Annotated in this window: 19 protein-coding genes; 13 read left to right on the top strand and 6 right to left on the bottom strand. The window is 65.2% G+C overall.

The features are described from left to right. Positions 1–55: 55 nt before the first annotated feature. Entirely contained in the window at positions 56–760 is a 705-nt protein-coding gene (locus BSE24067_RS06375) for a flavin reductase family protein (protein ID WP_151065399.1), read from the bottom strand. Between the two features lie 232 nt (positions 761–992). On the opposite strand from BSE24067_RS06375, the gene BSE24067_RS06370 reads away from it, so the two are divergent. Together BSE24067_RS06370 and BSE24067_RS06365 are read left to right on the top strand one after the other, a co-directional pair. Continuing rightward, the gene (locus BSE24067_RS06370; protein WP_151065398.1) at positions 993–1,319 is read left to right on the top strand and encodes a thioredoxin family protein; all 327 of its coding nucleotides are present in this window, start codon (positions 993–995) and stop codon (positions 1,317–1,319) included. A gap of 10 nt (positions 1,320–1,329) precedes the next feature. After that, complete coding sequence (locus BSE24067_RS06365; RefSeq protein WP_151065397.1) at positions 1,330–1,749, top strand: secondary thiamine-phosphate synthase enzyme YjbQ; 420 nt, start codon at positions 1,330–1,332, stop codon at positions 1,747–1,749. Between the two features lie 89 nt (positions 1,750–1,838). Here BSE24067_RS06365 and atsR read toward each other — a convergent pair whose 3' ends face one another. From atsR to BSE24067_RS06345, 4 genes are read right to left on the bottom strand one after another with little or no spacing between them, the layout of a single operon-like run. Beyond that, complete coding sequence (gene atsR, locus BSE24067_RS06360) at positions 1,839–3,650, bottom strand: hybrid sensor histidine kinase/response regulator AtsR (RefSeq protein WP_151065418.1); 1,812 nt, start codon at positions 3,648–3,650, stop codon at positions 1,839–1,841. Positions 3,651–3,659: 9 nt separating this feature from the next. After that, positions 3,660–4,160, bottom strand: coding sequence for a putative pterin-binding protein (locus BSE24067_RS06355; protein ID WP_151065396.1), 501 nt, complete (start codon positions 4,158–4,160; stop codon positions 3,660–3,662). A 51-nt stretch (positions 4,161–4,211) separates the two neighbouring features. Next, on the bottom strand, positions 4,212–5,093 hold the full coding sequence (locus BSE24067_RS06350; RefSeq protein ID WP_170297493.1) for a response regulator: 882 nt from the start codon (positions 5,091–5,093) through the stop codon (positions 4,212–4,214). 40 nt (positions 5,094–5,133) lie between these two features. Continuing rightward, positions 5,134–5,520 carry a hypothetical protein gene (locus tag BSE24067_RS06345; protein WP_170297492.1) on the bottom strand — a complete coding sequence of 129 codons (387 nt, stop codon included), beginning with the start codon at positions 5,518–5,520 and terminating at the stop codon, positions 5,134–5,136. A gap of 561 nt (positions 5,521–6,081) precedes the next feature. Here BSE24067_RS06345 and BSE24067_RS06340 point away from each other — a divergent pair. From BSE24067_RS06340 to BSE24067_RS06290, 11 genes are all read left to right on the top strand, one after another. After that, a complete protein-coding gene (locus BSE24067_RS06340) occupies positions 6,082–9,165 on the top strand; it encodes an ATP-binding protein (protein ID WP_151065394.1) in 3,084 nt (1,027 codons plus the stop codon). A 120-nt stretch (positions 9,166–9,285) separates the two neighbouring features. After that, the gene (locus BSE24067_RS06335) at positions 9,286–9,474 is read left to right on the top strand and encodes a hypothetical protein (RefSeq protein ID WP_151065393.1); all 189 of its coding nucleotides are present in this window, start codon (positions 9,286–9,288) and stop codon (positions 9,472–9,474) included. A 345-nt stretch (positions 9,475–9,819) separates the two neighbouring features. Continuing rightward, positions 9,820–10,479, top strand: coding sequence for a response regulator (locus tag BSE24067_RS06330; protein WP_151065392.1), 660 nt, complete (start codon positions 9,820–9,822; stop codon positions 10,477–10,479). 78 nt (positions 10,480–10,557) lie between these two features. Further along, positions 10,558–13,578: an ATP-binding protein gene (locus BSE24067_RS06325; protein WP_151065391.1), complete on the top strand. Its 3,021-nt coding sequence runs from the start codon at positions 10,558–10,560 to the stop codon at positions 13,576–13,578. An 818-nt stretch (positions 13,579–14,396) separates the two neighbouring features. Beyond that, positions 14,397–14,981, top strand: coding sequence for a fimbrial protein (locus tag BSE24067_RS06320; protein WP_151065390.1), 585 nt, complete (start codon positions 14,397–14,399; stop codon positions 14,979–14,981). A gap of 117 nt (positions 14,982–15,098) precedes the next feature. Further along, the gene (locus BSE24067_RS06315; RefSeq protein WP_151065389.1) at positions 15,099–15,839 is read left to right on the top strand and encodes a fimbrial biogenesis chaperone; all 741 of its coding nucleotides are present in this window, start codon (positions 15,099–15,101) and stop codon (positions 15,837–15,839) included. A 126-nt stretch (positions 15,840–15,965) separates the two neighbouring features. After that, complete coding sequence (locus tag BSE24067_RS06310) at positions 15,966–18,599, top strand: fimbria/pilus outer membrane usher protein (RefSeq protein WP_420883494.1); 2,634 nt, start codon at positions 15,966–15,968, stop codon at positions 18,597–18,599. Between the two features lie 117 nt (positions 18,600–18,716). After that, entirely contained in the window at positions 18,717–19,712 is a 996-nt protein-coding gene (locus BSE24067_RS06305; RefSeq protein ID WP_151065387.1) for a fimbrial protein, read from the top strand. 185 nt (positions 19,713–19,897) lie between these two features. Beyond that, on the top strand, positions 19,898–20,929 hold the full coding sequence (locus BSE24067_RS06300) for a fimbrial protein (protein ID WP_174904713.1): 1,032 nt from the start codon (positions 19,898–19,900) through the stop codon (positions 20,927–20,929). Between the two features lie 44 nt (positions 20,930–20,973). Then, positions 20,974–21,309 carry a hypothetical protein gene (locus tag BSE24067_RS06295; RefSeq protein ID WP_151065385.1) on the top strand — a complete coding sequence of 112 codons (336 nt, stop codon included), beginning with the start codon at positions 20,974–20,976 and terminating at the stop codon, positions 21,307–21,309. Between the two features lie 254 nt (positions 21,310–21,563). Further along, positions 21,564–21,905 (top strand): Hpt domain-containing protein, encoded by a 342-nt coding sequence (locus BSE24067_RS06290; RefSeq protein WP_151065384.1) that lies wholly within the window; start codon positions 21,564–21,566, stop codon positions 21,903–21,905. 62 nt (positions 21,906–21,967) lie between these two features. Here the strand turns inward: BSE24067_RS06290 and BSE24067_RS06285 are convergent, their stop codons facing one another. After that, complete coding sequence (locus BSE24067_RS06285) at positions 21,968–24,916, bottom strand: two-partner secretion domain-containing protein (protein WP_151065383.1); 2,949 nt, start codon at positions 24,914–24,916, stop codon at positions 21,968–21,970. Positions 24,917–25,075 lie beyond the last annotated feature (159 nt).

Here is a 25,075-nt window from a genome sequence, read left to right as displayed (position 1 = left end):
CCATGACGACGCCGCGCGTCGCGCCGAACATCCCGGCCACGCAGGCCGCCACGCGTTATCGCCGCGCGGCGTCCATCGACGCATCCGCGTCTCGCGCGCGGTCGATGTCGGGGCTGCGATATGCGCGCTCGGGAATCTCGGCGAGCCGCGACGCATGCACTTGCCGTGGCGCGAGGCCGTAGAACTTCTGGAAGCTCATGATCAGCGGCGACCACTTGTCCGGATCGACGCGGTCCGGATGACCGTCCATCAGCAGATCCGGATGCACGTGCACGCGCTGAATACGCACTTCGAACACGCGGATGCGGCCGCGCAAATCTTCGGAATCGTCGCCGAGGCCGTGCGTCGCGGCGACCACCGCCTCGAGATGCACCGGACACTCGAGCGCCCGGGGCGGCGCGACGGTCTGCGACGGCGTTGCGGTGAGCCCGGCAGTGCCGAACTTGTCGGGCTCGTGAACATAGCCGCGTGCCCGCTTCGATTCGGGCACCGGATCCGAGCCGGTGGTGCGCGCGATCCGGTCGACCGCGTGCGCTTGCGCCGACGACGGCAGGTTCAGCACGCATTCGCCGGTGCGGATCAGGTTGTGCGTGGTCTGCGAACTGGCCGCGAGCCCGAGCATGCAGCGCCAGCCGAGCCAGAACGCGGAGGACATCGGCGCAAGATTGGCCGTGCCGTCCGGATTCAGCGTGCTGATCAGCACGACGGGCGTGCCGAAATAGAGGATGTTGGGTTCGGTGACGCGATGCGGAGCGTTCATGGTCGTCCTTCGTTGACGGGATCGGCTCTCATGCTGATCGCGTCGCGGCCGCGCGGCGCTCCGGATCTTGTCGTGTCATTCGAATCGGGCGGCGCTAGCGGGGCCGCCCGCATGGCTCGGCCGTGGCCGGCGTCCCGCGAACATTTCCGCTACAGTAGGAAATCATCGGCCGCCTGTGCCGCGCACGCCGGCGCGCGGCGGCCGCGTTCCGCAATTGCACACGAGGGTTCCGATGGACACTGAGCAACGCTACACCGCCAACGCGCCGACGCGCGCGGAAGTCGACGCACTGGCCGGTGCCACCGTCATCGAATTCGGCGCGAACTGGTGCGGGATCTGCGCGGGCGCGCAGCCCGCGATCGTCGAGTCGTTCTCCGCGCATCCGGCCGTGCGGCATCTGAAGATCGAGGACGGCCCCGGCAGGCCGCTCGGCCGTTCGTTCGGCGTGAAGCTGTGGCCGACACTGGTGTTCCTGCGCGATGGGGTCGAAGTCGCACGTGTCGTGCGCCCGACCAATGCGAAGCAGATCGAAGCCGACGGCTTTGCCGCGCTCGCGTGAGGCCGTGATCATGCAACAGGCCATCACGCACATTGCCGTCGAGACGCGCGGGGGCGGCCTCGTCGAGATCACGCCGCAGGTGCGCGCGTTCGTCGACCAGCAGGCGATCCGCACCGGGCTGCTGACCGTGTTCTGCCGCCACACGTCCGCGTCGCTGCTGATCCAGGAGAACGCCGATCCGTCGGTGCAGCGCGATCTCGAGCGCTACTTCGCGACGCTCGCGCCCGAGGACGACACGCGCTACGAGCACGACACCGAAGGGCCCGACGACATGCCCGCGCATCTGCGTACCGCGCTCACGCAGGTACAGCTGTCGATTCCGGTCGAGCATGCGCGCATGGTGCTCGGCACGTGGCAGGGCATCTACCTGTTCGAGCATCGTCGCGCGGCGCACCGGCGCGACCTCGTGCTGCATCTGATCGGCGAGTAGGCGAATAGGCGGGGGGGGAGGCGGGCACGTGCAGCCGGCACGAGCGGGTGCCGCCGCGCGGCCGCACGCGCGACGCGTCGCGGCCGCGTTCAGCGGAGCAGCTTCTCGACGAGCGCGCCGAGCTCGCGCAAGTGAACGGGCTTCGGCAGGAATTCGTCGAACACCCGCTGGTTCTCGCGCAGTGCGGCCGATTCGTACGCGCTGACGCCGAGAATCGACGGAAGCCTGCCGTCGCCGTTCGGCTGCGCGACCGCGCGGATGCGGCGCGCGACTTCGAGGCCGCTCAGGTCCGGCAGTTCGAGATCGAGCACGACGAGGTCGTAATGCGCGTCGTTGAAGCGCGCGACGCCTTCGTGCCCCGTGCCGCACAGATCCGTGTCGAGACCGAGCGCCGACAGCATCGCGCCGAGCGTCTCGCGCGCGTTGTCGTTGTCGTCGACCACGAGCGCGCGGCGGTTCCGAAGCACGGCGGCGGCCGGCCATGCGGGCGCGTCGGCGGCCGCGTCGCCGGCATCCGGTGCTTCGGCCGGCAGCGTGACGACGAACTCGCTGCCTTCGCCGACCGTGCTGCGCACGTCCACGTGGCCGCGCAGCGTCGTCACGATTTCGCGAACGACGGCGAGCCCCATGCCGATACCGTCGACGTGCAGGCCGACCGCATCGTTCGCGCGATAGAACGGCTCGAAGATTTTCGACAGATGTTGCTTCGCGATCCCGGCGCCGGTGTCGCGCACGACGAGTTTCAACTGCCGGCCGGCCGGCGCGTCGACGAGCGTGATCGATACGTCGATCGACCCGTCGACCGTGTACTTCACCGAGTTCTCGATCAGGTTCGACAACACCTGCCGCAGCAGCTTGCGATCGGACCGGATCGCGAGGTCGTGCGGCTCGACGTGCTGCGTGACGTCGATCCGTTTCGCCGCGATTTTCTCGCGCAACGGATCGAGCACTTCGGCGAGCAGCGATGCCATCCCGACCGTCTCGGCTTCGGCAAGGCGCTTGGTCGAACGCAGTTTGATGTAATCGGTCAGGTCCTTGACGAGGGCCTCGAGCGACGACGCGGAATTCTGCAGCCGCCGGATCGTCTTCAGGTTTGCGTCGGACTGCGGCCGCGCGAGCAGGATCTCGATCGATCCGCAGATCGCCTGCAGCGGCGTGCGCAGCTCATGGCTGACCATCCCGAGGAACGCGTTCTTCGCCTCGATCATCTCGAATGCGCGATCGGACGCCTTGCGTTCCGCGTCCAGCGCCGCGTTCTGCCGCTCGAGCAGGTCGTCGCGCGTGCGCATCGTATAGAACAGCAGCAGGAACAGCGCGCACAGGATCACGCCGAGGATGATGCCGAGCGCGAGGATCGCCCGCTGCCGCTCCTTCAGCTGATGGAACGTGAAATCGCGCTGCGCCATCTCGATCGCGCGGAAATAGTTCGCGAGGCCGTTGACCTTCGGCCAGTACGCGTTGACTTCGTCGATCACGCGCTGCGCGCCGTCCGGGGACGTGCGCAGCAGCGGCACCTCCTGCTTCAGGCGCGCCATGAATTCGCCGAGCGCCGCGATCTCGGCGCGTGCGCGCGGGATCCGCAGCCAATATTCGGAGACTTCGGACGGCCGCTGCAGGAACCCGAACGACACCGACAGGCTGTCGAGCTGCGTCTGCACGTGACCGTAGTCGCGGTCCACGCGCGTTGCGTAGAGGATCAGCTGGCGATCGAAGCGCGTGTAGACGTTCCGGTATTGCGACGCGGTCCAGAACACGCCTTCACGCGGGCCTTCGAGCACGCCCTCGTTGACCGACGTCGCCAGCAGGTCCCACAGCAGGAACGCCCACGCGGCGCATCCCAGGATCCACAGCGATCCCAGGACCACGATGATTTTCCTGTTCTTCCATCGCCCGCGCATGATGCCGCGCACTTACTTCACGGTGAGGCCGATGACCTGCCATGCGAACTTCGCTTCGCCGAGCGGCGTCTTCAGCTCGTCCGGATACTCGTCGCGCGGATACATGATCCACAGCGGGCCGTAGTTGTCGTTGCCGAGCACCTTGCCGTTCATCGTGCGCGCGAGGATCACGCCGTACTTGTCGGCATCCGACACGGGGACCGTGAACGTATATTCGTCGATGCAGTGGAATTCGATCTGCGTACCGTGCGCGTCGACGGCCTTCAGCACGTCGGACAGGCGCGGGCCGGTGAAGGTCGCCTTCGGTGTCCAGCTCGTCGACGTGACGATCGTGTGCTGCGGCAGCGCCATCAGCGCCTGCTCGGAAAAGACGAACGTCGTCTTGCCGGGCTGGTTCCCGCGGCCGATCTTGCCGTCGACGGTGAACGTGAACGACGCGGCCCAGCTCGCGGCGGCGATGCCGAGCAGGCCGGCGGTGAGCAGGCTCTTGATCCAGATGGTCGAAATGCGCATGTCGGTCCCTTCGTACGTGTGTGCGTGTGGTGATCGTCTTTCGGCGTGGCGTCAATTCGCGGCCGTTGCCGCGGCGGGCGCCGGCTGCGCGAGCTTCAGCTCGCGGGCGACTTCGGCGAACAGGATCGGCAGGCGCACCGGCTTCTCCTCGCAGCGCGCGTTGTAGTGCGACACGATGTGCGCGATTTCGTCCTCGCTCGCTTCGCCGGTGGAGATCTTGCCGGTGAGCAGGAAGATCGGCGCGTCGCCGTTCTCGCTCGAGCGGATGCCGCGCACGAGTTCGGCCGCGGTCTGGTCGCCGAGCATCCAGTCGAGGATGTAGCCGTCGAAATCCTCGACTTCCAGCGCCTTGCGGAACGATGCGCCGTCGTAGTACGGAATCGCGTTCACGCCTTTTTCGACGAAGTACTCGCACACGGTTTCGGCGACGTCCTGCGAATCGTCGACCACCGCGATCCGCGCCGCGTACACGTTCGGCTGGCTCGAGCGCAGCTCGATGACGTCGACGGGATAGGTGCGGCCTTCGCGTGCATGCTGCCGCTCGGTGACGATCCATTCGCCCTGCCACTGCAGCGCGACGAAATCGGTGTCGATCTGGCTGCTGGCCTTCGCCGAGATCGCCGCGCGGCAGCGAAAGCGGCGCGACTCGATCACGAGCGTCGCGTCGATCATCTCGGCGGCGGGCGGTTGCGTGCCCTTGTCGTCGAGCAGGATCGCGGGCGGCACGCCGAAGTGCGTCGCGATGTCCTGCAACTGCGACAGGTTCCACGGGATCAGCCCTTTCATCTTGCGCGTGACGACCGAGAAACTGAGCCCCAGCACGTTCGCGATCGTCGTGTTGTGACTGCGCGGCGGAATACCGTTGCGCGTCAGCAGATCGCGCACCTTGATGGCGGTGATGAGATCGGCGTTGGCCTGCTCGCTATTGGGCATCTCGATGGGGTCTCCTGGGCTTTGGCGACGAAGAGCATATTCAAAAGTGACGCGATACGCAAACTTCAAAATCGAGATTGACCTTGACATGCCATATTTCTCGATTATTATTGCTCACCACGTCACTATTGTTTGACGCGTCATGTTTGGAGACCGAGGTTGGCGATGATCGACCCGCACGAAACGACGCACGCGAAGTGACGAACGATTCGAAGAGAGAGCCTGAGAGAGCCTTGGATTGCGTGTCGGCGTTTGCGAATTGTATTCGCGTCGCCGCGCGCAAACCCGGTATGCGCTTGCGCGCGCAATATCGCGAAACGGCGCAGTGCAAATAGAACGAACCAACGCGGGCTGCTGCGGGGAGACCACCATCGCGCGCCACGCTGGCGGGCTGGCCGAAGTCCGCACGACCAACGAAGCCGGACACAGCGACTCCGTCGATCGCGACGACGCGACCTCGGCGGCTAGTTGCGTGTCGACTGACGGTGCAGGCCGGGACGGTGTGCCGCCGATCCTGGTGTATCGCTCCGTTTCAAGCCGCGGAACTGCACGGGTTTCCCGTGCACGACGCCGAATCCGCTCGCGCGGAACGGAGCGGGCGTTTCGACGCAACGGTATCGGATCGGTATCCGTCGGCCGACGCGCCGTATCGAGTGCCTCGGGTGTGCCGTGTCCCCCACGGATGCGCCTTTTGCCGCCGGCTTGCCGGCGGCGTTTCATTTCGCGCTGTGTCCCGCGGCGGATCGACGACGCGACCTGTCCGGCTGGACGCGCGCGCCGTTGCGCGATTTCGTGACGAACTCTCGTTCAAGTTCAAAATTCAAAATCAAATAAGTCGTACGTGTACTAAAAAGATAATGCACGACTGATTTTCGCGGTGTCGTTTGGCATGATCGGGCTATCACTATCCCGAATGTTTTCATCGTGACGTCCGGTGCGACATGAAATCTGCCGCCGGTTCGCCCTCAGAGCGCCGTCACGCCAGGTCATGCCATACAGCACGCTTCAGTCCATCCGCCGCTACCAGAGCATCTCGATGTTCGGGGGCGGCATCGTCGTCACGATCCTGATCCTGATTGCCTGCGGGCTCGGGATCACGTCGATCGTCTACGGCTATCTGGAGAGCGAGCGGCGCAACTTTCTGAACGGCGTCGAGGAAGCCGTCGACGAGTTGCAGGTCGCCGAAACCTCGTTCCGCAACGGCGTCACGAACACGCAACTGATCTGGCGCGAGACGGGCGCCGCGCCCGCGCGGGTCGTGAACGAGTTCTTCGCGAACGGCCAGCAGCTCGCGATCACGCCGTATCCGTCGCTCGTGGTCGGCGTGCCGGGGCAAACCGCGCGGCGCGACGAGGTCGCACGCTATCTCGCACTTTCGTTCCTGCTGTCGCGCATCTGCGCGGCGAGTTCGATCAATCGCGGTCGCACGCTCGAGGGCTACCACTACAGCACGCGCACGGGAATCTTCGGCATCGTCCCGCATCTGGCGCGCGACAACCCCGCGCTCGCGTCGGCCGACACGCGTGCGCAGGTGCTCGCGGCGTTGCACGTCGATTTCGACGGCCCGGCACCGGCCGCGAACGACGGCCGGCCGCACGTCCGCTGGCTGCCGCCCTACATCAATCCCGTGACCGGCGAGGCGCGCATCCGGATTGCCGCCGAAGCGCGCGCCGACGGCCAGCCGTTCGCGGTGCTGGTCACCGAATATGCGCCGGAATACCTGTTCTCGTGGCTGCCGGGGCGCGGCACGGCCGGCGTGTTCTTCATCACGTCGGCGGACAACCGCGTGATCGCGATCGATCCCGAGGTCGAGCGCACCAACGCGCTAACCCGGCATCTGTTGAAACTCGACGTCGCGCATAGCGGCCAGGCGCCCGGCGCGCCGCGTTTTCGCGACGGCGCGATCGTGTTCGCCAGCAAGCTCGCCGCCACCGGCTGGACGATTGCCTATGCGCTGTCGTGGGCGGACGTGGCGGCCGGCATCGGCGTGCAGGCCGGCGCGCTCGCGGGCTCGACGCTCGTCGCGATCGTCGTGATGTGGCTGCTGCTCGCGCGTTTCCACCGGCGTGTGCTCGTGCCGGTCTACGCGCGCTCGGCGCGCGTGTTCGACAGCGAGGCGCTGTGCCGCAGCGTGATCGCGATGGCGCCGGTCGGCATTGGCCTCGTGTCGTTGTCCGACCGCCGCGTGATGCTCGCGAGCGACGTGCTGACGCAAATGCTGCTGCCGCACGGCGGCGATCCGCATCTTCTGTCCACGCAGGTGCTCGAGAAGTACGACGCGTTCGTCGCGAACGGCGGAAATGGCCGGACGATGATGACCGAGCTCGTGGTCAACGCGCACGGCGATGCGCCGCTGCATCTGGAGATCATCGCGCATGGTGCGCGTTACCAGGGTGAGGATGTGCTGATCGCGATCTTCGCGGACACGACCGCGCAGCGCCGGCTCGTGCATCAGCTCGAGGAGGCGGTGCGCGCGGCCGATTCGGCGAATGCGGCCAAGTCGTCGTTTCTCGCCGCGACGAGCCATGAGATCCGCACACCGCTGAACGTGATCCTCGGCAATCTCGAGCTGCTCGAACGCACCGCGCTCGATGCATCGCAGCAGAGCCGCGTGCAGACGCTGCGCGCGTCGGCCGAAGGGCTGCTCAGGATCGTCAGCGACATCCTCGACTTCTCGAAGATCGAGGCCGGCGCGATGTCGGTCGAGTCGATCGAGTTCGACGTGATCGCCGTGATCGAGCGTGAGCTCGCGGCGTTCGCGCCAGTCGCGAAGGCGAAAGGGCTGCCGCTGTTCGCCGATCTCGACGCGAGCGGCGCACAGCGGATGCGCGGCGACCCCACGCGGCTCGCGCAGGTGGTCGGCAACCTGTTGGGCAACGCGATCAAGTTCACGAGCGAAGGGCACCTCGCCGTGCGTGTGACGGTCGGGCGCAATGCGCGCGGCGCGGCGGAGCTCGCGATCGGCGTTCAGGACACGGGCATCGGAATCGACCGCGCGCAACAGGCGCGGCTGTTCAAGCCGTTTTCGCAGGTCGACGCGTCGATCACGCGGCGTTACGGCGGCACGGGTCTCGGCCTCGCGCTGTGCGATCGGCTGGTCGCGGCGATGGGCGGGACGATTGCGGTCGACAGTGCGCCGGGCATCGGCAGTCTGTTTACCGTGCGTCTGCCGCTGCGTATGGAGATTGTGCTGAAAGCCCCGGCCGGCGCGGTTGCGTGCGCCGGTCAGACGCTGATCGTCGTGTCGTCGGAGGATGCGTGGCGCGCGTTCGCGTTTCCGCATCTGCGTGCGTGGGGTTTCGACGTCGCGATGCATCCGAGTCCGATCGGGATTGCCGCCGGGTGCCTCGCGCGTGCACACGCGATCGTACTCTTCGGCGATTCCGACCATTGGCGTCGCGAGGAGCTCGACAGCCTCGACGGGGGCACGCCGATCGTGCTGGCGACGCCGGACGGCCCACTACAGCCTGACGTGGCGGGCCGCACGATCCGCGTGTCGAGCTACTCGCTGAACGGGTTGCGCACGGCGATCGAGCAGGCGCGCGCCGTCACGGCCGAACCGCCGCGCGGGGACGGCCGCGCGCCCGATGCCGCCGGGCCGGCGGTGCCGTCCCTCAGCACGCGTGTGCCGCGCGTGCTGGTGGCCGACGACGCGTCGGTCAACGGGTCGATTTTCCGCGAGCAACTGGACGTGCTCGGCTGCGTGGTCCGGTGCGTGTCGTCCGGCGGCGCGGCGCTCGACACGCTCGCCGGCGGGTCGTGGGACGTGATCCTGCTCGGCGCCGACCTGTGCGACATGTCCGCGCGCGAACTGGCGGCGGCCGTCCACGCACGTGCGCTGCCGTGCGACATGATCGTCGTCGCATCGCATCTCGCGCCCGATGACGCACGGCATTACGCCGCGTCGAACGTCGAATGCGTATTGACCAAGCCGGTGACGCTCGCCGACCTGCGGCGCGGCCTGGCACGCATCGCGCGGCGGCGCGGGATCGCGTTTCCCGCTGCCGCAGCGCAGGATCGGTCCGCATCGATCGTCATGGCGGCCGCAGCGACGCACTGGCCGGGACGATAAGAAAAAGCGACGTCAGGGCGGCGAAGATCGCCTACGTCAGAACAGGGAAGGCAGACACGCAGCATCGCTTCGGTGCCGCGTGATTTCGACTGAAGAAGGAAGGGTAAGGCCGTGCGCTATATGGGAAAGGTGTTCGGGCTGCTGCTTGGATTTGCGACGCTGCCGGAGAAGTCCAGACGGGATTTCCTCACGAAGCTGAACGAATTCATGATGATGTCGCCATCGCAGAAGCGGCGAATCATCACCGAGTGGCAGCACGCTGCGGATGACGGGGCGGGCGAACCGGACAAATCCGTGGTCAAACGTTAGCCGGCGGCTCCGGCCGCCGTGCGGAACGCGATCGATCGGCAGCGCTTGGGGGCGCTGCCGATCGGTTGCCCGTGGGCGTCGGATCGGCGCAGGTTCATGCGGCTAGGCCGTGCCAGGCGTGTTGTTCGGCGGGGCTGAGGTTGCATCGAATCGCGGCGGGCGTAGACCCGCCCTGCCCAATCGCACCGCCGCAGCGCAGAACCCGTCCACATTATCTTAAAATTGCGCTGCGCACCGCCGGGTTCGCCGAACGCCGCCATGCAACCGTGCTGCGGGATCGGTTCGAATGACGGCGCGTCGTACAACATGACACGTTAGGCCGCGTGTATCGGGAGAAGAAGAGAGATGGATGAATTTTTTGTGCGAGTGATGGTGGCGGACGATCATCCTTCGTCCGCCCTCGGGATGTCGCAGGCGCTCGCGGGCAGTAGCACGATCAAGCTGCTGGGTACCGTCTCCAATTCGACCGACCTGGTGGCGATGCTCGACGAGCAGCAGAGCGATGTGCTCGTCGTCGATTACGTGATGCCCGGCGGCAAATATGGCGACGGCCTGTCGTTGCTGTCGTTTCTGCAGCGTCGCTACCCGGCGCTGCGCCTCGTGACGATCACGATGATCGACAACCCGAGCGTGTTGCTCGCGATTCGGAAGCAGGGGGTCGGCTGCATCCTGAGCAAGTCCGACGCCATTTCGCATCTCGTCGGCGCCGTTCATGCGGCGTTCGTCGGTGCGAACTATCTGTCCCCGTTCGTCAAGAAGCTGCTGGAGGAGTGCCAGCCGTCCGCGGGTATCCGCACGCTCACCGCGCGCGAAATCGAAGTCGTGCGGCTGTATGGGGCCGGCCTGACGGTCGGCGAGATCGCCGTCCAGTTGCACCGCAGCAAGCAGACGATCAGTTCGCAGAAGTCGAGCGCGATGAAGAAGCTCGGTATCGTTCGCGATGCCGATCTGATTCGCTATGCAAGCGAGGGCCGGTTGCCCGACTTGCCCCTGACGGATGCATAGACGCCCCTGACCGACAGTACCGGCAATCCGTACGGCACATGATGCCGTGCCGGCGCCGATACGACTTCGACGACGCGCATGCCCACTAAACTGAAAACACTGATTGCGCATGCCGCGGCCGCGGGACGCAAGCCATTCGAGCCCGGCCGCGTGCGGCGTCAGCAGCAATGGATGCTGTATGGGAGCGGTGTGGCGATCACGGTGTTCGTGCTGGTCTGCGCGGCACTTGTCGCGCGGCTCGACTTTCACGAATCGGTCGTGCAGTTCCGATCGGAGTTTCTGGTCCGCAAGGCCGACCTGCTGGCGGAGATGGAGGTGGTGAGGGCACTCCAGAACCGCTACGTCGAAAACCTCGAGATGATAGCGAGTCATGGGCCGGCCGCATCGCCCGATGCGCTCGCGCGTTACGTCGACGATCGCGGCAGGCTGGTTGCCGTCGGCCAGGCAGGGCGTGTGGCGTTCGCCGCGTTCGCGGATCCTTCATCGTCGCAACCGGCGACACCGTACGCGCCCTTGCTCGCCAAGCTGCTGGCTCAAGGTCAGGTCACGGGCATCGCGCCGGCACAACGGATCGGCGATCCGGGAATGGGCGGATATCTGATCGACCCGAACGGCAATTTCGTCATAGTAACCGGCTATCCGCTGGTCAAGCAGGCGTTGGCCCTGCCGGCGGGCTTCGACATCAAGGCGTTGGTCCGGCAATTGCAGCCGCCGCGCGAATTCGTGTCGGCGGCGGCTGCGCCGGATTACCGGGCGATCTCGCTCGGCCGGCGCGACGACCCGCTGCTCGGGCGATCGGTGTTGCGATTCGTGCAGGCTGTGCGCGACGCGCAGGGCAAGCCGATCGCATGGTTCGTCGTGGTCGCCCGGCCCGCGATCGACGATTTTCTTCGTTCGTCGTCCAACGGCAAGGATTACGCGCTGGTCAGCCCGGGCGCGCAGGTCCTGACCGGACGCGAAGCCGATTCCGCGCTGACCGCCCGAGCCCTCGACTTCGCCCATGTGGCCCGCGGTCAGCGGGCGGTGGCCCATCGCGTCGGCATGAATATCGTGATCGGCGATCCGATGCCCGGGTTCAGCGAAGTGCTGACCGCGACGATGTCGTGGCGCAGCCTGTTCGGCGACGTGGCCGTCCGGCTGGGCATTGCCGTCGGTCTTGCGCTGCTCGCGATCGGAACGGTGTGGTTCGCGATCGTCATGTTCGATCGGCGCGCGCTGCGCCCGGCCAACCGGCGTGCGATCCGGTTGATCGAAAGCGAGGCGCTGAACCGGGCGTTGATTCGCACGGCGCCGGCCGGGCTCATGCTGCTGTCGCTCGCCAACGGCGACACGCTGGTGCGCAACGACGCCGCGCGCGCGTTCGGCGACGCCGGTGCGGTGGCCGCGCTCGGCAAGCGCATCTGGCAGGCCTACCGTAGCAGTATCTCGGGCACGCGTGCACCCGGCGTCGTCACGCACGAGTTGTCGATCGGGCTTGCCGACGGCAGCACGACCTATCTCGCCGCGCATATCGCTCGCACCCGCTATCGCGGCGTCGATGTGCTGCTCTGTACGCTGACCGACATCACCGCGCGCAGGCAGATGGAGGACAAGCTGCGCGAGGCCCGTGAAGCGGCCGACGACGCGAACAAGGCGAAGTCGACGTTCCTCGCGACGATGAGTCACGAGATCCGCACACCGCTGAACGCGATCGTCGGCAATCTCGAATTGATGGAGCGTGCGCCGTTGCCGCCGGAGGAGCGGCGGCGCCTGCACACGGTGATGTCGTCGTCGGATGCATTGCTGCACGTGATCAACGACGTGCTCGACCTGTCGAAGGCCGAATCGAACCAGATGGTGCTGGAAGCGGTGCCGTTCGACCTGCGCGCGGTTCTGCGCGACGTCGAGGCGATCTTTCATCCGCTCGCCGCGGCCAAGCAGCTCGCGCTCGATTGCACGGTCGATCCGCAACTGGCCGAGGCTTACGTTGGCGATCCGACCCGCCTGCGCCAGATCGTGTCGAATCTCGTCAGCAACGCAATCAAGTTTACCGAGCACGGCGGCGTGACGATCGACGCGAGACCGACGGGCACGGCGAGTCAAGCGCGGGGCGTCGAGATCGTGGTACGCGACACCGGTATCGGCATCGCGCCCGAGGGGCTGCCGACGTTGTTCGACGTGTATGTGCAGACCGATGCGTCGATCTACCGCCGCTTCGGGGGCACGGGGCTCGGACTGCCGTTGTGCCGGCGCTTGGCGCGGCTGATGCATGGCGACCTGGCGGTCGAAACCGTGCCTGGCCAGGGCTCGGCGTTCATTGTGTCGCTGCCGTTGCCTGCCGCTCCGCCCGGCGCGCGTACCGCGTTCGACGAAACGCAAGCCGGTGTCGTGCCGTCGACGGCGCCCGCGGACGGCGAGGTGCCGCTGCGCGTGCTCGTTGCCGAGGACCATCCGGCGAGCCGTGCGCTGCTGCGCGACCAGCTCGACGCGCTGCACTGCGACGCCACGCTCGTGTCGAACGGTGTCGAAGCGATGCGCGCGTATTTCGCGCAGCCGTTCGACGTGGTGTTGACCGACCTCGGCATGCCCGAACTCGATGGTTTCGCGCTTGCGAATTTCCTGCGCGAGCAGGGCGCGACGGTACCCGTGATCGCGATGACCGCGCATGCGACCGAGGAGGACCGACGGCGCTGCGCGCAGGTCGGCGCGGCGGAAGTCGTACTGAAGCCGTTGTCGATCGATGCGCTCGACACGGTGTTGCGGCGGCATGCGGGGCGCGGTGCGACAGCGCAGCAGGACCGGCGCCGGTCGATCACGGTAACGGACGAGATGCGCCGAAAGCTGCATGCCGCGACGCTGCGGTCTCTGCCGGCCATCGACGCAGCGCTGGCGAGCAGCGACCGTCAGGCGATCCGGCAGGAATTGCACTCGATGCGGGGCGGCTTCGCGCTCGTCGGCGACGCGGAGTCGGCAGCCGCATGTGCGCAGATGGAACGGACGGAAAAGGAAGCCGATATGGCCGAACTGCGCATTCGCTGGCCCGCCTTTCAGGACGAGATTCGGCTCGCGCTCGCGCGGTTGTGCGACACCGCTCACCCGGGCGCCGATCGCGCGCCGTAATCACCGCGCGGCAATGGCTTGCAATCTCTTCTCGAAGCGGCTCGCGCGACTCGATTTTCTCTCGTTCCGCCACTACGTCGAACCTCTTCGATCGGGTGCTTTTTTATCGCCTGCCCGATGTGCAGCACCGACGTGATCCGACTCCGCCCGTCCGAATAGCCGCTGCTTTGTCGCGTTAATCGGCGATTCAATCCGCATTTTCGAATCGTCGTCGCGTGATATATCACTGTCGCAAAGTTGCCGGCGGTGCGAAGGTTCATATTCAGGCATGAAGGCCGAAGCGCAATGGCGCAAGGCCGTCAAGAAAAACGTCTGCCCCGATTTCGCGAGCGAGCTGCCTGCGGATGGTCCGGCGCCCCGGATGTGAGCGATTTTCTCGTTTTAGTACTCGTACTAATAGTTGGCTAATCCATTTAGAACTCGTTCTAGTGCTGATGTACAGGCGGCTCGGTAGAATTCATCCGTCGCCTGTAGTCGTTTGATTTTTCAAGGGCCGGGCGGCAAATCGGAATCGAAAGGTGATCTCCTTGTTTGGCAACGCCCGACGAAATTTCGGACACTTAATCAAGTGTCTGATTGGATCTGTGGTTTGGGGTGCAAGAAGATCTTCGTTTCGATTTGCTCGATATTTCAGTGTGATTCCGTGAGATTCATGGCATTCGTGGTTCTTGATTGTCGTGAACTATTCTGGATGTCTGATTTTCAGTATTCAGTGGCGGATCTGGTTTTATCGAGGATGTTTGTGTGGTGGTGCGGTGGAATGTCCTGGTTGATTGATACCGCTTTTAATTAATCGTTAATGTTTGGGTTAACTGAAAATGAAAAAACTCGCGATGATGATGTCGGCTGCCGGTCTCGCCTTCGTGGCCATGAACGCGGCTCACGCTTCGGACGGCACGATCAACTTCACCGGCTCCGTGGTCGCGTCGACCTGCAAGATCAACGGCGGGACGAACGATCTGACGGTCCCGCTGCCGAAGGCGGCGACCAACCAGCTCGCGGCTGCGGGCGCGACGGCCGGCCGTACGCCGTTCACGCTGGCGCTGTCGGGCTGTACGACCGACAAGAAGGACGGTGAAAACACCATCCCCGCTCCGGTGAAGAAGGTTTCGGTGGCGTTCGAACCGGGGCCGAACGTGAACCTCGCGACCGGCCGCCTGAAGCCGACCGGCGCCGATGCAGCGAAGGGCGTCGAGATCGCGATCCTGAACGACAAGTACGAGCCGATCAAGATCGGCGCGGAAAGCTCGACTCAAGGTGCGCAGATCGTCGACATCGACACGGCCGAAGGCGGCACCGGCACGGCGACGCTGCAGTTTGCAGCCCAATACGTCGCGACGGGCGACGCGGTGTCGGGCGGTTCGGCGAACTCGTTCGTCACGTACTCGCTGGTCTATCCCTAAGCATTCGATCGCCTGAGGGAACGCACCGGCCGCCGCGAGGCGGCCGGTGCGCGGAAAGTTCGGCGTATCGATGATCGTCGATCAATTCGAAGTACTAATTACGGAGTCGTATCGAAGATGAACGCGAATCGTCCCTACGCAATCCTGCTGGTCCTGATGTCCATGCTGTTCTGCATGAACGCGCAAGCGAGCGTGACGCTGTCCGGCACGCGCGTCGTTTTTGACGGGCGTGAAAAGGAAGTCACGCTCCAGCTCACGAACGACGGGAAGTTGCCGGCGCTCGTGCAGGCATGGCTCGACAGGGGCGACGAACGAGCAGCACCGGACACGATCGACGTGCCGTTCGTGATCACGCCGACGGTCTTTCGCGTCGAACCGGGCAAGGGCCAGACGCTGCGGATCATCCATTCCGGCGAGGCGCTGCCGACGGACAAGGAATCGCTGTTCTGGCTGAACGTGCTCGACGTGCCGCCCAAGGCGTCGGCGGGCGACGACGTGAACCGGCTGCAGTTCGCGTTCCGTACGCGGGTCAAGTTGATGTACCGGCCCGACAAGCTGCCGGGCACCCCGGCCGACGCGCCGGCACGACTGAAATGGAGCGTCGGCACCGACGACGCGCATCGCCCGGTGTTGAAGGCGACTAATCCGAGCGCCTATGTCGTGAATCTGGCCGGTATCGAACTGAAGACCGGCGGCAAGTCTTACGAGGTGGCGCTTGGTCACGTGCTGCCCGGCGAAACGGCTTCGTTCCTGATCAAGAGTCCGATCGGGGCCAACTTCGCCGGCGCGACGGTGCTGTACAGCAGCGTCGACGACTGGGGCGCCAACCACGGCCACGAGGCGACTGTCGGCAAATGAAGGCGCGTTAGGTCAGACGCTGCCTTCACGCAGGCAGCGATCAATGGACTTCATGCAGTGAAACCAAAAAACTACGGGATGCGATGAACGATGGAGAAGCGAAACACAGGTGGGCTGGCGGAGAGCATGCCCAAGCTGAAGCCCATTTGCGCGTTGCTTTTCACGATCATTGCCGGATGGCAGGAGGCCGCGCGGGCGACGCAAACCGTCGACACGGCGGCGATCCAGATCGCCGACGCCGGGACGATGCAGATCGCGCAGACGGAGTTCGCGCAGGTCGAGTTCGAAGGCGGGTTCTTGAACCACGGCGGCGGTGCGATCGACGTCACGCGGTATCAGCGCGGCAACGTGGTCCGTGCCGGTATGTACAACCCGGACATCTACGTGGACGGCAACTGGGTCGGCCGCGCCGAGGTGCAGTTCAAGTCAGCGCCCAACACGCCGGACGCGCAGCCGTATTTCGACAAGGCGCTGCTTGACCGGATCGGCGTCGACCTGACACGGCTGCCGATGGACGTGCGCGAGGCGCTCGGTCAGGAAGGCGCGAGCCTGCGTATCGGCCAGGTGATTCCCGAGGCGTCCGTCAGCTTCGATTTCAACGACCTTCGGCTCGACCTGAGCATTCCGCAAGTGTCGATGTTGCGCAAGGCGCGCGGCTACGTGAGCCCGGATCAGTGGACCGAAGGCGTGCCCGTCGCGATGCTCGGCTACAACGCGAACGTATACAACTCGCGGGCCAGCGGCGCGAAAGGCAGCACGCAAGGCTACGTCGGCGTCGATGGCGGGTTCAACTATGGGCGCTGGCACTTTCGTCACAACGGCTCGTTCAACTGGGACGACCACGGCCGCCGCAAATACGAGAACGCGGCAACCTATGTGCAGCGCGATCTGGCGTCGTGGTCGTCGCAGCTCGTGGTCGGCGACACGTATACCACCGGCGATCTGTTCGACTCGACGTCGTTCCGCGGCGTGCGCGTGTATTCGGACGACCGGATGCTGCCGGAATCGCAGCGCGGCTATGCGCCGGTCGTGCGCGGCATCGCGAACACCAACGCGAAGGTCACGGTCTCGCAGAACGGCGTAAAGCTGTACGAAACGACGGTCGCCCCCGGCGGCTTCGTGATCGACGACCTCTACCCGACCGGGTACGGCGGCGATCTGCGTGTGGTCATCACGGAAGCGGACGGGTCCGAGCATTCGTTTTCCGTGCCGTACGCGGCCGTGCCGATGTCGCTGCGCCCGGGGCAGCATCGCTACAGCTTCACGGCCGGCGCCGTGCGCAACCTGCCGAATACGAAGCCGGTGTTCACGCAGGCGACCTGGCAGCATGGGTTGACGAACACGTTGACCGGCTATGGCGGCGTGTCGTTCGCACAAGGCTACCTGTCGGCGATGGCCGGCGCCGTGCTGAACACGTCGTGGGGCGCGTTCGGCGTCGACGTCACGCATGCGACGACGAAGATTCCGAACGAGCGTACCTACTCGGGGCAGAGCTTTCGCGTCAGCTACGCGAAGACGGTGGCCGCAACCGGCACGAACGTCGCGATCGCCGCATACCGCTATTCGACGAACGGCTTTTTCGGTCTGAATGATGCAGTGGCGGCGCGCGATCAGGCGAAGGTCAACGTGTCGTCGGCCGCGATCTACCGCCAGCGCAACCGTGCGTCGCTGACGATGAGCCAGCAGCTCGGCGAGAAGGGCGGCAGCCTCAACCTGACCGCGTCGACGGCGACGTACTGGAATCGCAAAGGCTCGGACACCGATTTCACGGTCGGCTACAGCAATTCGTTCCGCAACGTCTCGTACAACGTGTCGGCGACGCGTCAGCGCGATGCGTGGGGCAAGGCGAGCACGCTCGTCTATGCCGGGTTGTCGATTCCGCTCGGCCGCACGCGGCCGGCGACGCTGTCGACCAACTTCAACCATGATTCGCGCGGGTCGACGCAAGTGCAGACGAGCTTGAGCGGCTCGCTTGGTGAAGACAGCAACGTGTCGTATGGCGTGAACGTCAACCACAACGCAGGATCGGGCAGCTCGCAGACGAGCGGCGGCGCAAACATCATGTACCGCGGCTCGCTCGCGGAAGTGAACGGAAGCGTCAGCGCGAGCGCGGACTATCAGCAGTTCTCGGTCGGTACGCGCGGCGCACTGGTCGCGCATCGCGGCGGGATCACGCTGTCGCAGCCGCTGTCGGAAACCTTCGCGATCGTCGAGGCGAAGCATGCGGAAGGCGCACGCGTCACCAACGCATCGGGTGTGCGGGTGGACAGTCGAGGCTACGCGATCGTGCCGTACGTGACGCCGTTCGCGATGAACGACATCTCGCTCGACCCGAAGGGGTTGTCGACCGACGTCGAACTGAAGGAGACGAGCCAGCGTGTCGCGCCGCTGGCCGGCGCGGTGCCGATGCTGGTGTTCAAGACCGAGTACGGCCGTTCGGCGGTGATCCGTGCGCGGCAGGCGGACGGTTCGCCGGTGCCGTTCGGCGCGGTCGTTACCGACAGGGCGGGCAAGGATATCGGCGTGATCGGTCAGGGCGGCAAGCTGCTCGCGCGCGGTCTCGACGAGAAGGGCGAACTGAAGGTGCAGTGGGAGAAGGACGACGGCAAGGCGGTGTGCAGCCTGTCGTATTCGCTGCCGGTGCGTAAGCGCGCGAGCGGGTATCAGCCGTTGCAGAGTCTCGAGTTGCCGTGCGTGGCGGGTGGTGTGGCTGATTACGCTCCGGCGGTATCGAAGGGGCGTGCGCAACCCGATGCGTGAGCGTGCAGGTAGCGCTTGCCGTCTCCGGAAAAGGCGAAGAGGCAAGGCGCGTCTGCGGAGCTGCCCACCAACAGAGTGCCGCGGCGACACTGCCATTACCTCTACAAGGAAATATCGATGAAATCACTGTTTCTCGTCGCGATCTGTGTTCTAGCAGGCGTATCGAATTCGGCGTCGGCAATCACGTGCAGCCAGGATACTAGCGATGGGTTGAGTTACTACGTCGCAAATCTTTCCGGTTTCAATCCACCTTCGTTTGATCCGAGCACGATTCCAATTGGTGGGGTCATATACTCGATGACTGGCTCGCCCGTCTTTGCTAATAAGAAGGGAAGCTTGGCAACTTATAAATGCAATGAGACGTTCTATGCGGGCACTTACGGAATTGGCACCCACATCAAATACGTTTATCCGACTTCCATGCCAAACATTGGCATTCGGATGAAGTGGTCGACGAACTACGTTCCATTCCGGGGTGTCTTCACCAATTCGACGGGATCATGGAATGAGCAATTCAAGTTGACGATCGAATTGATAAAAACTGGAGAAATTACGGCAGCTGGTGTCATTGGCGGGGCGTATGCGCAATATCGCCCAAATGATGACACGGGGCCACTTCTGGTAGAGTATCGTTTCGCTTCGCCTGTTGTCATCCAACCGAGAGTACCGACCTGCAAGGTGGTAACTCCTGACGTGACTGTCCCGTTAGGAAGCGTGACCACCGCAATGTTCACAGGCGTAGGTACTACAACGTTCAAACGCCAGTTTGACATCTCACTGGCCTGTTCTGGGGGCGACAAAGGGACGGCGACCAAGGCGTTTGTGACCCTGACCGATGCAACCCTGGTGGGCAACACTTCGACGACCTTGTCATTGACGAAAGACTCGACAGCTTCCGGGATCGGCATACAGGTTCTCAAGGGCGATCAGGTGCTCGGCTACGGCCCGGACTCTACAGCGGTTGGCAACATCAACCAGTGGTACGCAGGCACGGTCGCGCAGGGACAGGCGGAACTGAAGATCCCGTTGAGTGCGTGCTATGTGCAAACCGGATCCAAAGTCGGGGCGGGTAGCGCGAATGCACGCGCGACATTTACTTTGAGCTACCAGTAGACACGCGACTTCGGCATCCCGTCGAGATGCGCCGGCCAAGGCTGCCGGCGCGGCACCGTTGCCGGTCAGTACCAAATGGTGAAGACAGCAACGTGTCGTATGGCGTGAACGTCAACCACAACGCAGGATCGGGCAGCTCGCAGACGAGCGGCGGCGCAAACATCAGGACGCGTGGAATACCCGAGATGCTGCTCCAAAGCCGCGAAGAACGTCGTATGGGTCTGGCTTCTACAATGCTTCGAAAGTGTTTTGTAGGATCGCAGAAGGTGAGAGGAATCGCCGTGCCCGCGATGATCGCGCTTTATGCATTGTGGGCGCCGTCCAGCCATGCGATCGACCGCACAGTGACCGGTTTTGGCTCGACTATCATGATGCCGGGGGCGCTCCCTGTCGGAGCGATTGTGTCGCGGGACTATATATCGATGCAACAGATGTGCGGCTCGGCGACCTGCACGCTCAATGCTGTGTCGCTATGGAGCTTGGGTGGGTCGAGCCTGGCTCCAGGTCCGGATGTCATGACGAATGTGTCCGGAATATCCGCCCGGTTGCTGATCAATGGCGTGCCACAAGTTCGAATGGACGGCACCGGCCAAAAGGTGACCATCAAGCAGCCACTCGAAGTGCAATTGATCCGAGATAGCCGACCCTTGGCACCGGGTAGCCTCGCGGGCGGTCAAGGCGGTAGCAACCCAGCCTATTTCTATCTTTGTGACCGACAGACCATCGGCGGCTATTGCGCGTCCACGTACACGAAGCTCGCCATCGTGCTGTCCGGAGCCGTCCGGCTCGTGACCGGGACCTGCCAGATTCCGGACCAGACCATCGTGCTCCCGGGCATTTCATCGGCGCGGTTCGGCGGCATCGGGACGACGGCGGGCTTTGCCGGCTCGATGCCGTTCGAGCTCAAATTCAACAACTGCCCGGCGGGATTCGCACGCGTCGGATATTCGATCGAGCCGATAGGCGCGCCGGTTCAGGCAGTCAGCGGAACGCTGCCGCTGGGCCAAGGATCGACCGGCAGCGGCGTCGGCATCCAGCTGGTCGATCGCGCCAATGTTCCGGTGCGGTTCAATACGTCGAATACGCTGACCGCCTACACGACGGCAACCGGCGGCTCGTATTCCGTGCCGCTGGTTGCGCAGTACGTGCAGACCGGCGCAAACGTCGACGCCGGCTCGGTGCGCGGCGCGGCTCAAATCCTGATCGATTATCGGTAGTCTCAGTCGCTCTAACCGAGGTCGACGCGGATCGGAAAGTTGCTGTGACTGAAACCGTGTACCGGCTCGACGTGACGCCGGTAATCAAATTGCTGGGCACCGAGCAGCGGAAAATGTCCGCCAACGTCGTCGTGAGCATGGGGTTCCGCGGCCTGGTCCGGCAACTGCCGTCCGAGGTCCGGGAAGCGCTTGCTGTTGCGTGCGAGGCTTCCGGCGTGCGGTTGACGGCTACCGGAAACGTGCGTTATCGGGTGACGGGGGCAAAAGTGGACGGTCATCCCGTCGACGACTTCAATGTCTATCCAGGCGTTTCGCAGTCCGTGCGAGGTCACGTCGTGGAAGTTGCGTGGCATCCCGCTTGCCGGGTCGCCACGAACTAGCAGCGGTAGGCATACCTTGTGGTCTTCCCGGTTCGAGCGGAGGAACGCTGTCGCCGGACAGCGTGACGGTGGCGTTGTGCGACGCGCGCGGGTGGCCGCTTTTTCACGTGCAGTTCGAGGCGTGTTGCCGCCGGTCGGTCTCACTGCGTCGTTCGAGCGGTTCTTGTCAGCGGCATTCGCCGCCATCGAAGTCGATCTTGGATGCAGTGCCTGCGTCGAACGCGACGCGGCCTGTCTTCGCGTGGATCATGCCGTTGTTCGGCGCGCTGCGCCGGGCGGCGCGGCGCAGCCGCCAGCTGGTTCGATATACATTCACGCTGCGGGTGGCGACGCTCGAATCGCCGACGGCACTTGAAGTCGCATTGGCGAATGGCGATCTCGACCGGATCAAGGTCGAGCTTCATTCGATGCGAGGGGGCTTTGCGCTCGCGGGAGAGGAGGCGGGGCGGGACACGTGCGCACAGGCCGAGCGGACCCGGGCCGACGGCGATATCGATGCGTTGGCGGCCGGCTGGCGGGCGATGCGCGCATCGATCGAAGCCGCGCTCGAACGCGTGTGCGGCCGCGCAGCGGATGGATCGCGCGAGCGAACCTGACGGGCTACGGCCGCGCGGTGGTTCGAAGCCGGCCGGCGGGGCGCCGGCCGGCTGCGCCGACGTTACCTCACGGGGCCGTAGACGAACTTGCCGTCGACCTTCCCGAGGCTCAAGCCGATCGTGTTGACATCGCGCGCGGGGCCGAAGGTCGAGCTCGATTCGACGTTACCGAAGTTGAGTGCGACCAGGCCGCCCTGGACCGCGGCACCTTGCCACTGTGGCAGCATCAGCTTTGCCCCCGAGCGCGACGAACGGATCGTGCCCGAGTTCTGCGCGACGAGGCCGCCGAGGTCCGAGCCGTCGCCGCCGATCGTGCCGGCCGACGTCGAATCGGCGATCAGCGCACCCGCGTCGTTGAGGCCGACGAGGCCACCCACCTGCGAACGCTGGGCGGTGACGTTACCTGTTGCCGACGCGTGACGCACGATGGCGTTGCCGCCGCGATTCGTGCCGACCAGGCCGCCGGCCAGACTGTTGGCGCCGGCGAGCACGTTGACGCTTGCCTTCGCGGTATCGACCGTGCCGGTGTTCACGCCGACGAGGCCGCCCGCCAGGCTCTTGCTACCGGCATTCACCGTACCGGTTGCGCTTGCGTTGCCGATGAAGCCGCCGTTGACGCCCGCGAGCCCGCCGATCTGGTTGCTCGTCGTATCGGTCACGATGCTGTCCGACGCGACGTCGTTCAGCTTGCCGTCGGTGTTGCCGGCGAAGCCGCCGATCGATGCCGCGCCGCTTGCGTTCACCTTGCCGGATGCACTGGCGTGCTCGATCGACGCGCCATTATGGTTCCAGCCGACAAAGCCGCCGACGTGGCTGCTTTTACCCGCGGTTACGTCGACAGATGCCACCGCGTGGCGGATCGTGCCGCCGTCGTTGTTGCCCACGACGCCGCCGACGTTCGAGTGGTTGCCTGCCGTGACACGGCCGTTGGCCGAAACGTCGGAGAGCGTGCCCGTATTCGCGCCGACGAGGCCGCCCACGCTCTGCACGTTCGCATACAAATCCGGATAGCTCGACCCTGCGACCATGACGTCGGCGGTAGCGTGGCTGTCCGCGATCGAACCGGACATGTTGTAGCCGACCAGCCCGCCCACCGCGAACGTATAGGCGCTGCCCGCGATCTTGCCGGCGAACCGCGCGCGGTCGATCTGGCCAGCGACATTCCGGCCGACGAGACCTCCGATCATCGTCCATCCCGTGTTGCCCGTGTACGAGACCGATGCGTTCGTCGCAGAGACGTTGGACAGGCGGCCGCCGAAGTTGTCGCCGACGAGACCGCCGATGGTCGCGTTGCCGTTGGAGTTGTCACCCGTGACGGCAACGGAGTCGAGCGTCAGGTTCGCGATGCGACCGCTGTTCCTCGCGAACAGGCCGACTGCGTATTGGCCCGGATTGGAGACGTTCAGGCGGCTGACGGTGTTGCCGAGGCCGTCGAATTCGCCGGTGAACGTTCCGCCGGCGCCGATGCTGCGGAAGTTGGCGCCGCGGCCGTCGATCGCATTGCCGACCACGTAGCGGCCCTTCAGGTCGTTGTCGACGCGACGCAGATCGTCGATGGTGTGCAGCACCTTGTAGCCTTCGCCGTTCGAGCGGAACGACGCGTTGTTGCCGGACAGCGTGACGACGGCCCTGTCGTTGGTTAGGTCGCGGCCGTTCTTCGCGTTCAGTTCGAGGTGTGCGTTCTGGCCGGTCAGTTTGACCGCGTCGTTGATGCGGATCTTGTCGGCTGCGTTGGCCGCCACGCTGGCGTTCGTGCCCGTTGCCGACAGCGCCTGTCGCAGATCGACGCTGCCCTTCTGCGCGGTCAGCGTCAGTGCGTTGTCGCTGTCCCACGCGAGCGCGCCGTCGACGCTCAGGTCGCCTTGCGTATTGGTCAGCGCGACGTTGGTGGTGCCGAGATTGCGCGACAGCGTATCCGCCGCGATCGAGCGATCGCCGCCGTTCGTCCCATTCACACCCGCGTTGGCCGCTTCGATCGACCACGTGCCGGCTGCGTTACCCGCACGCGTGTCGACGTTCGTATCGGCGGCGACGTTCACGCGCTGGCCGCGGGTGACGATCGAGCCGGCCTGCGCACCGGCTACCGCTGCGCTGGCATCGAGCTTGCCGCCGACGTTGACGGTGTCGCCGTCGAGCGTGATCTTGCCGCCGCGGCTGGCGAGGCCCTTCGCTTCGATCGTGCCGGAGTTGTTGACCACGGCGTTGAGCAGGTTGCCCGCCGCGCGTGCGGTCATCAGCACTTCGCCGCCGTCGGCCTTGAGCAGCCCGCCGTTGATGGCCTGCGCATCGACCGCGCCGCCCTCGACCTGCAGGCTGAGCAGGTCGCTGCCGTCGAAGTTGACCTTGAACGCATTGCCCGCGCCGAGCGCGACGCGACCCATCTTCGCCTGGATCACGCCGTTGTTCGACACGCGCGCGCCGAGCAGCGCGACGCTGCCGCCGTCGGCCGCGGTAATCTTGCCGTCGTTGACGATCGATGCGGCGGAGGTGCCGGCGAAGCGGTAGTTGCCGGCGAGGAAGTCGGCGTCGGAGAGGTTCAGAGTCGACGCGACGAGACCGCCGACGTTGACCTGGGCGCCGGAGCCGAACAGCACGCCGTTCGGGTTGACGAGGAACACCTTGCCGTTGGCGTCGATGCTGCCGTGAATCTGGCTGCCGTTGTTGCCGATCACGCGGTTCAGCGCGATGGACTGGCTGCCGGGCTGGTGGAAGGACACGCGTTCGCCGCCGGCGACGCTGAAGTCCTGCCAGTTGGTGACGAGCTTGTCAGAGTGCTGGTTGATCGACATCGACTTGCCGTCGGCGTTGCGCAGGATATCGGCCTTGCCGGCGGTGATGGCTTCGCCGGTGGGCAGCGCGAAGGCGGGCAGCGCGGCGAGGCCGAGCAGGGAGACGGCGGCGGCGGCGAGGCGCTTGCCGCCGCTCGACTTGCCGTGCCGGCGCGCGGTTTCCCCGACCGCGCTCCAGCAGCCCTGGGCCTGGTTCCACACGAGTGCGTAGGTCTTGTTCATCGTTATGCGATCCTTAATGAAGGTTCTAGGGACCGGCCGACCGAACCGTCGATCGGCCGGTGACGCGGAACCGGCGGCGAGTCGGCCGCCGGCCGGACGTGGTCAGGCGCCCGCGATGCGAACCCGGCTAACCGTCACGACGTTTGGCGCCGGCGAACG

Origin of the sequence: Burkholderia latens, assembly GCF_902499045.1 — a bacterium.
Taxonomy (GTDB): Bacteria; Pseudomonadota; Gammaproteobacteria; order Burkholderiales; family Burkholderiaceae; genus Burkholderia; species Burkholderia latens.
Note: the sequence above shows the minus strand (reverse complement) of the source record. Positions and strands in the feature narration are given on the sequence as shown.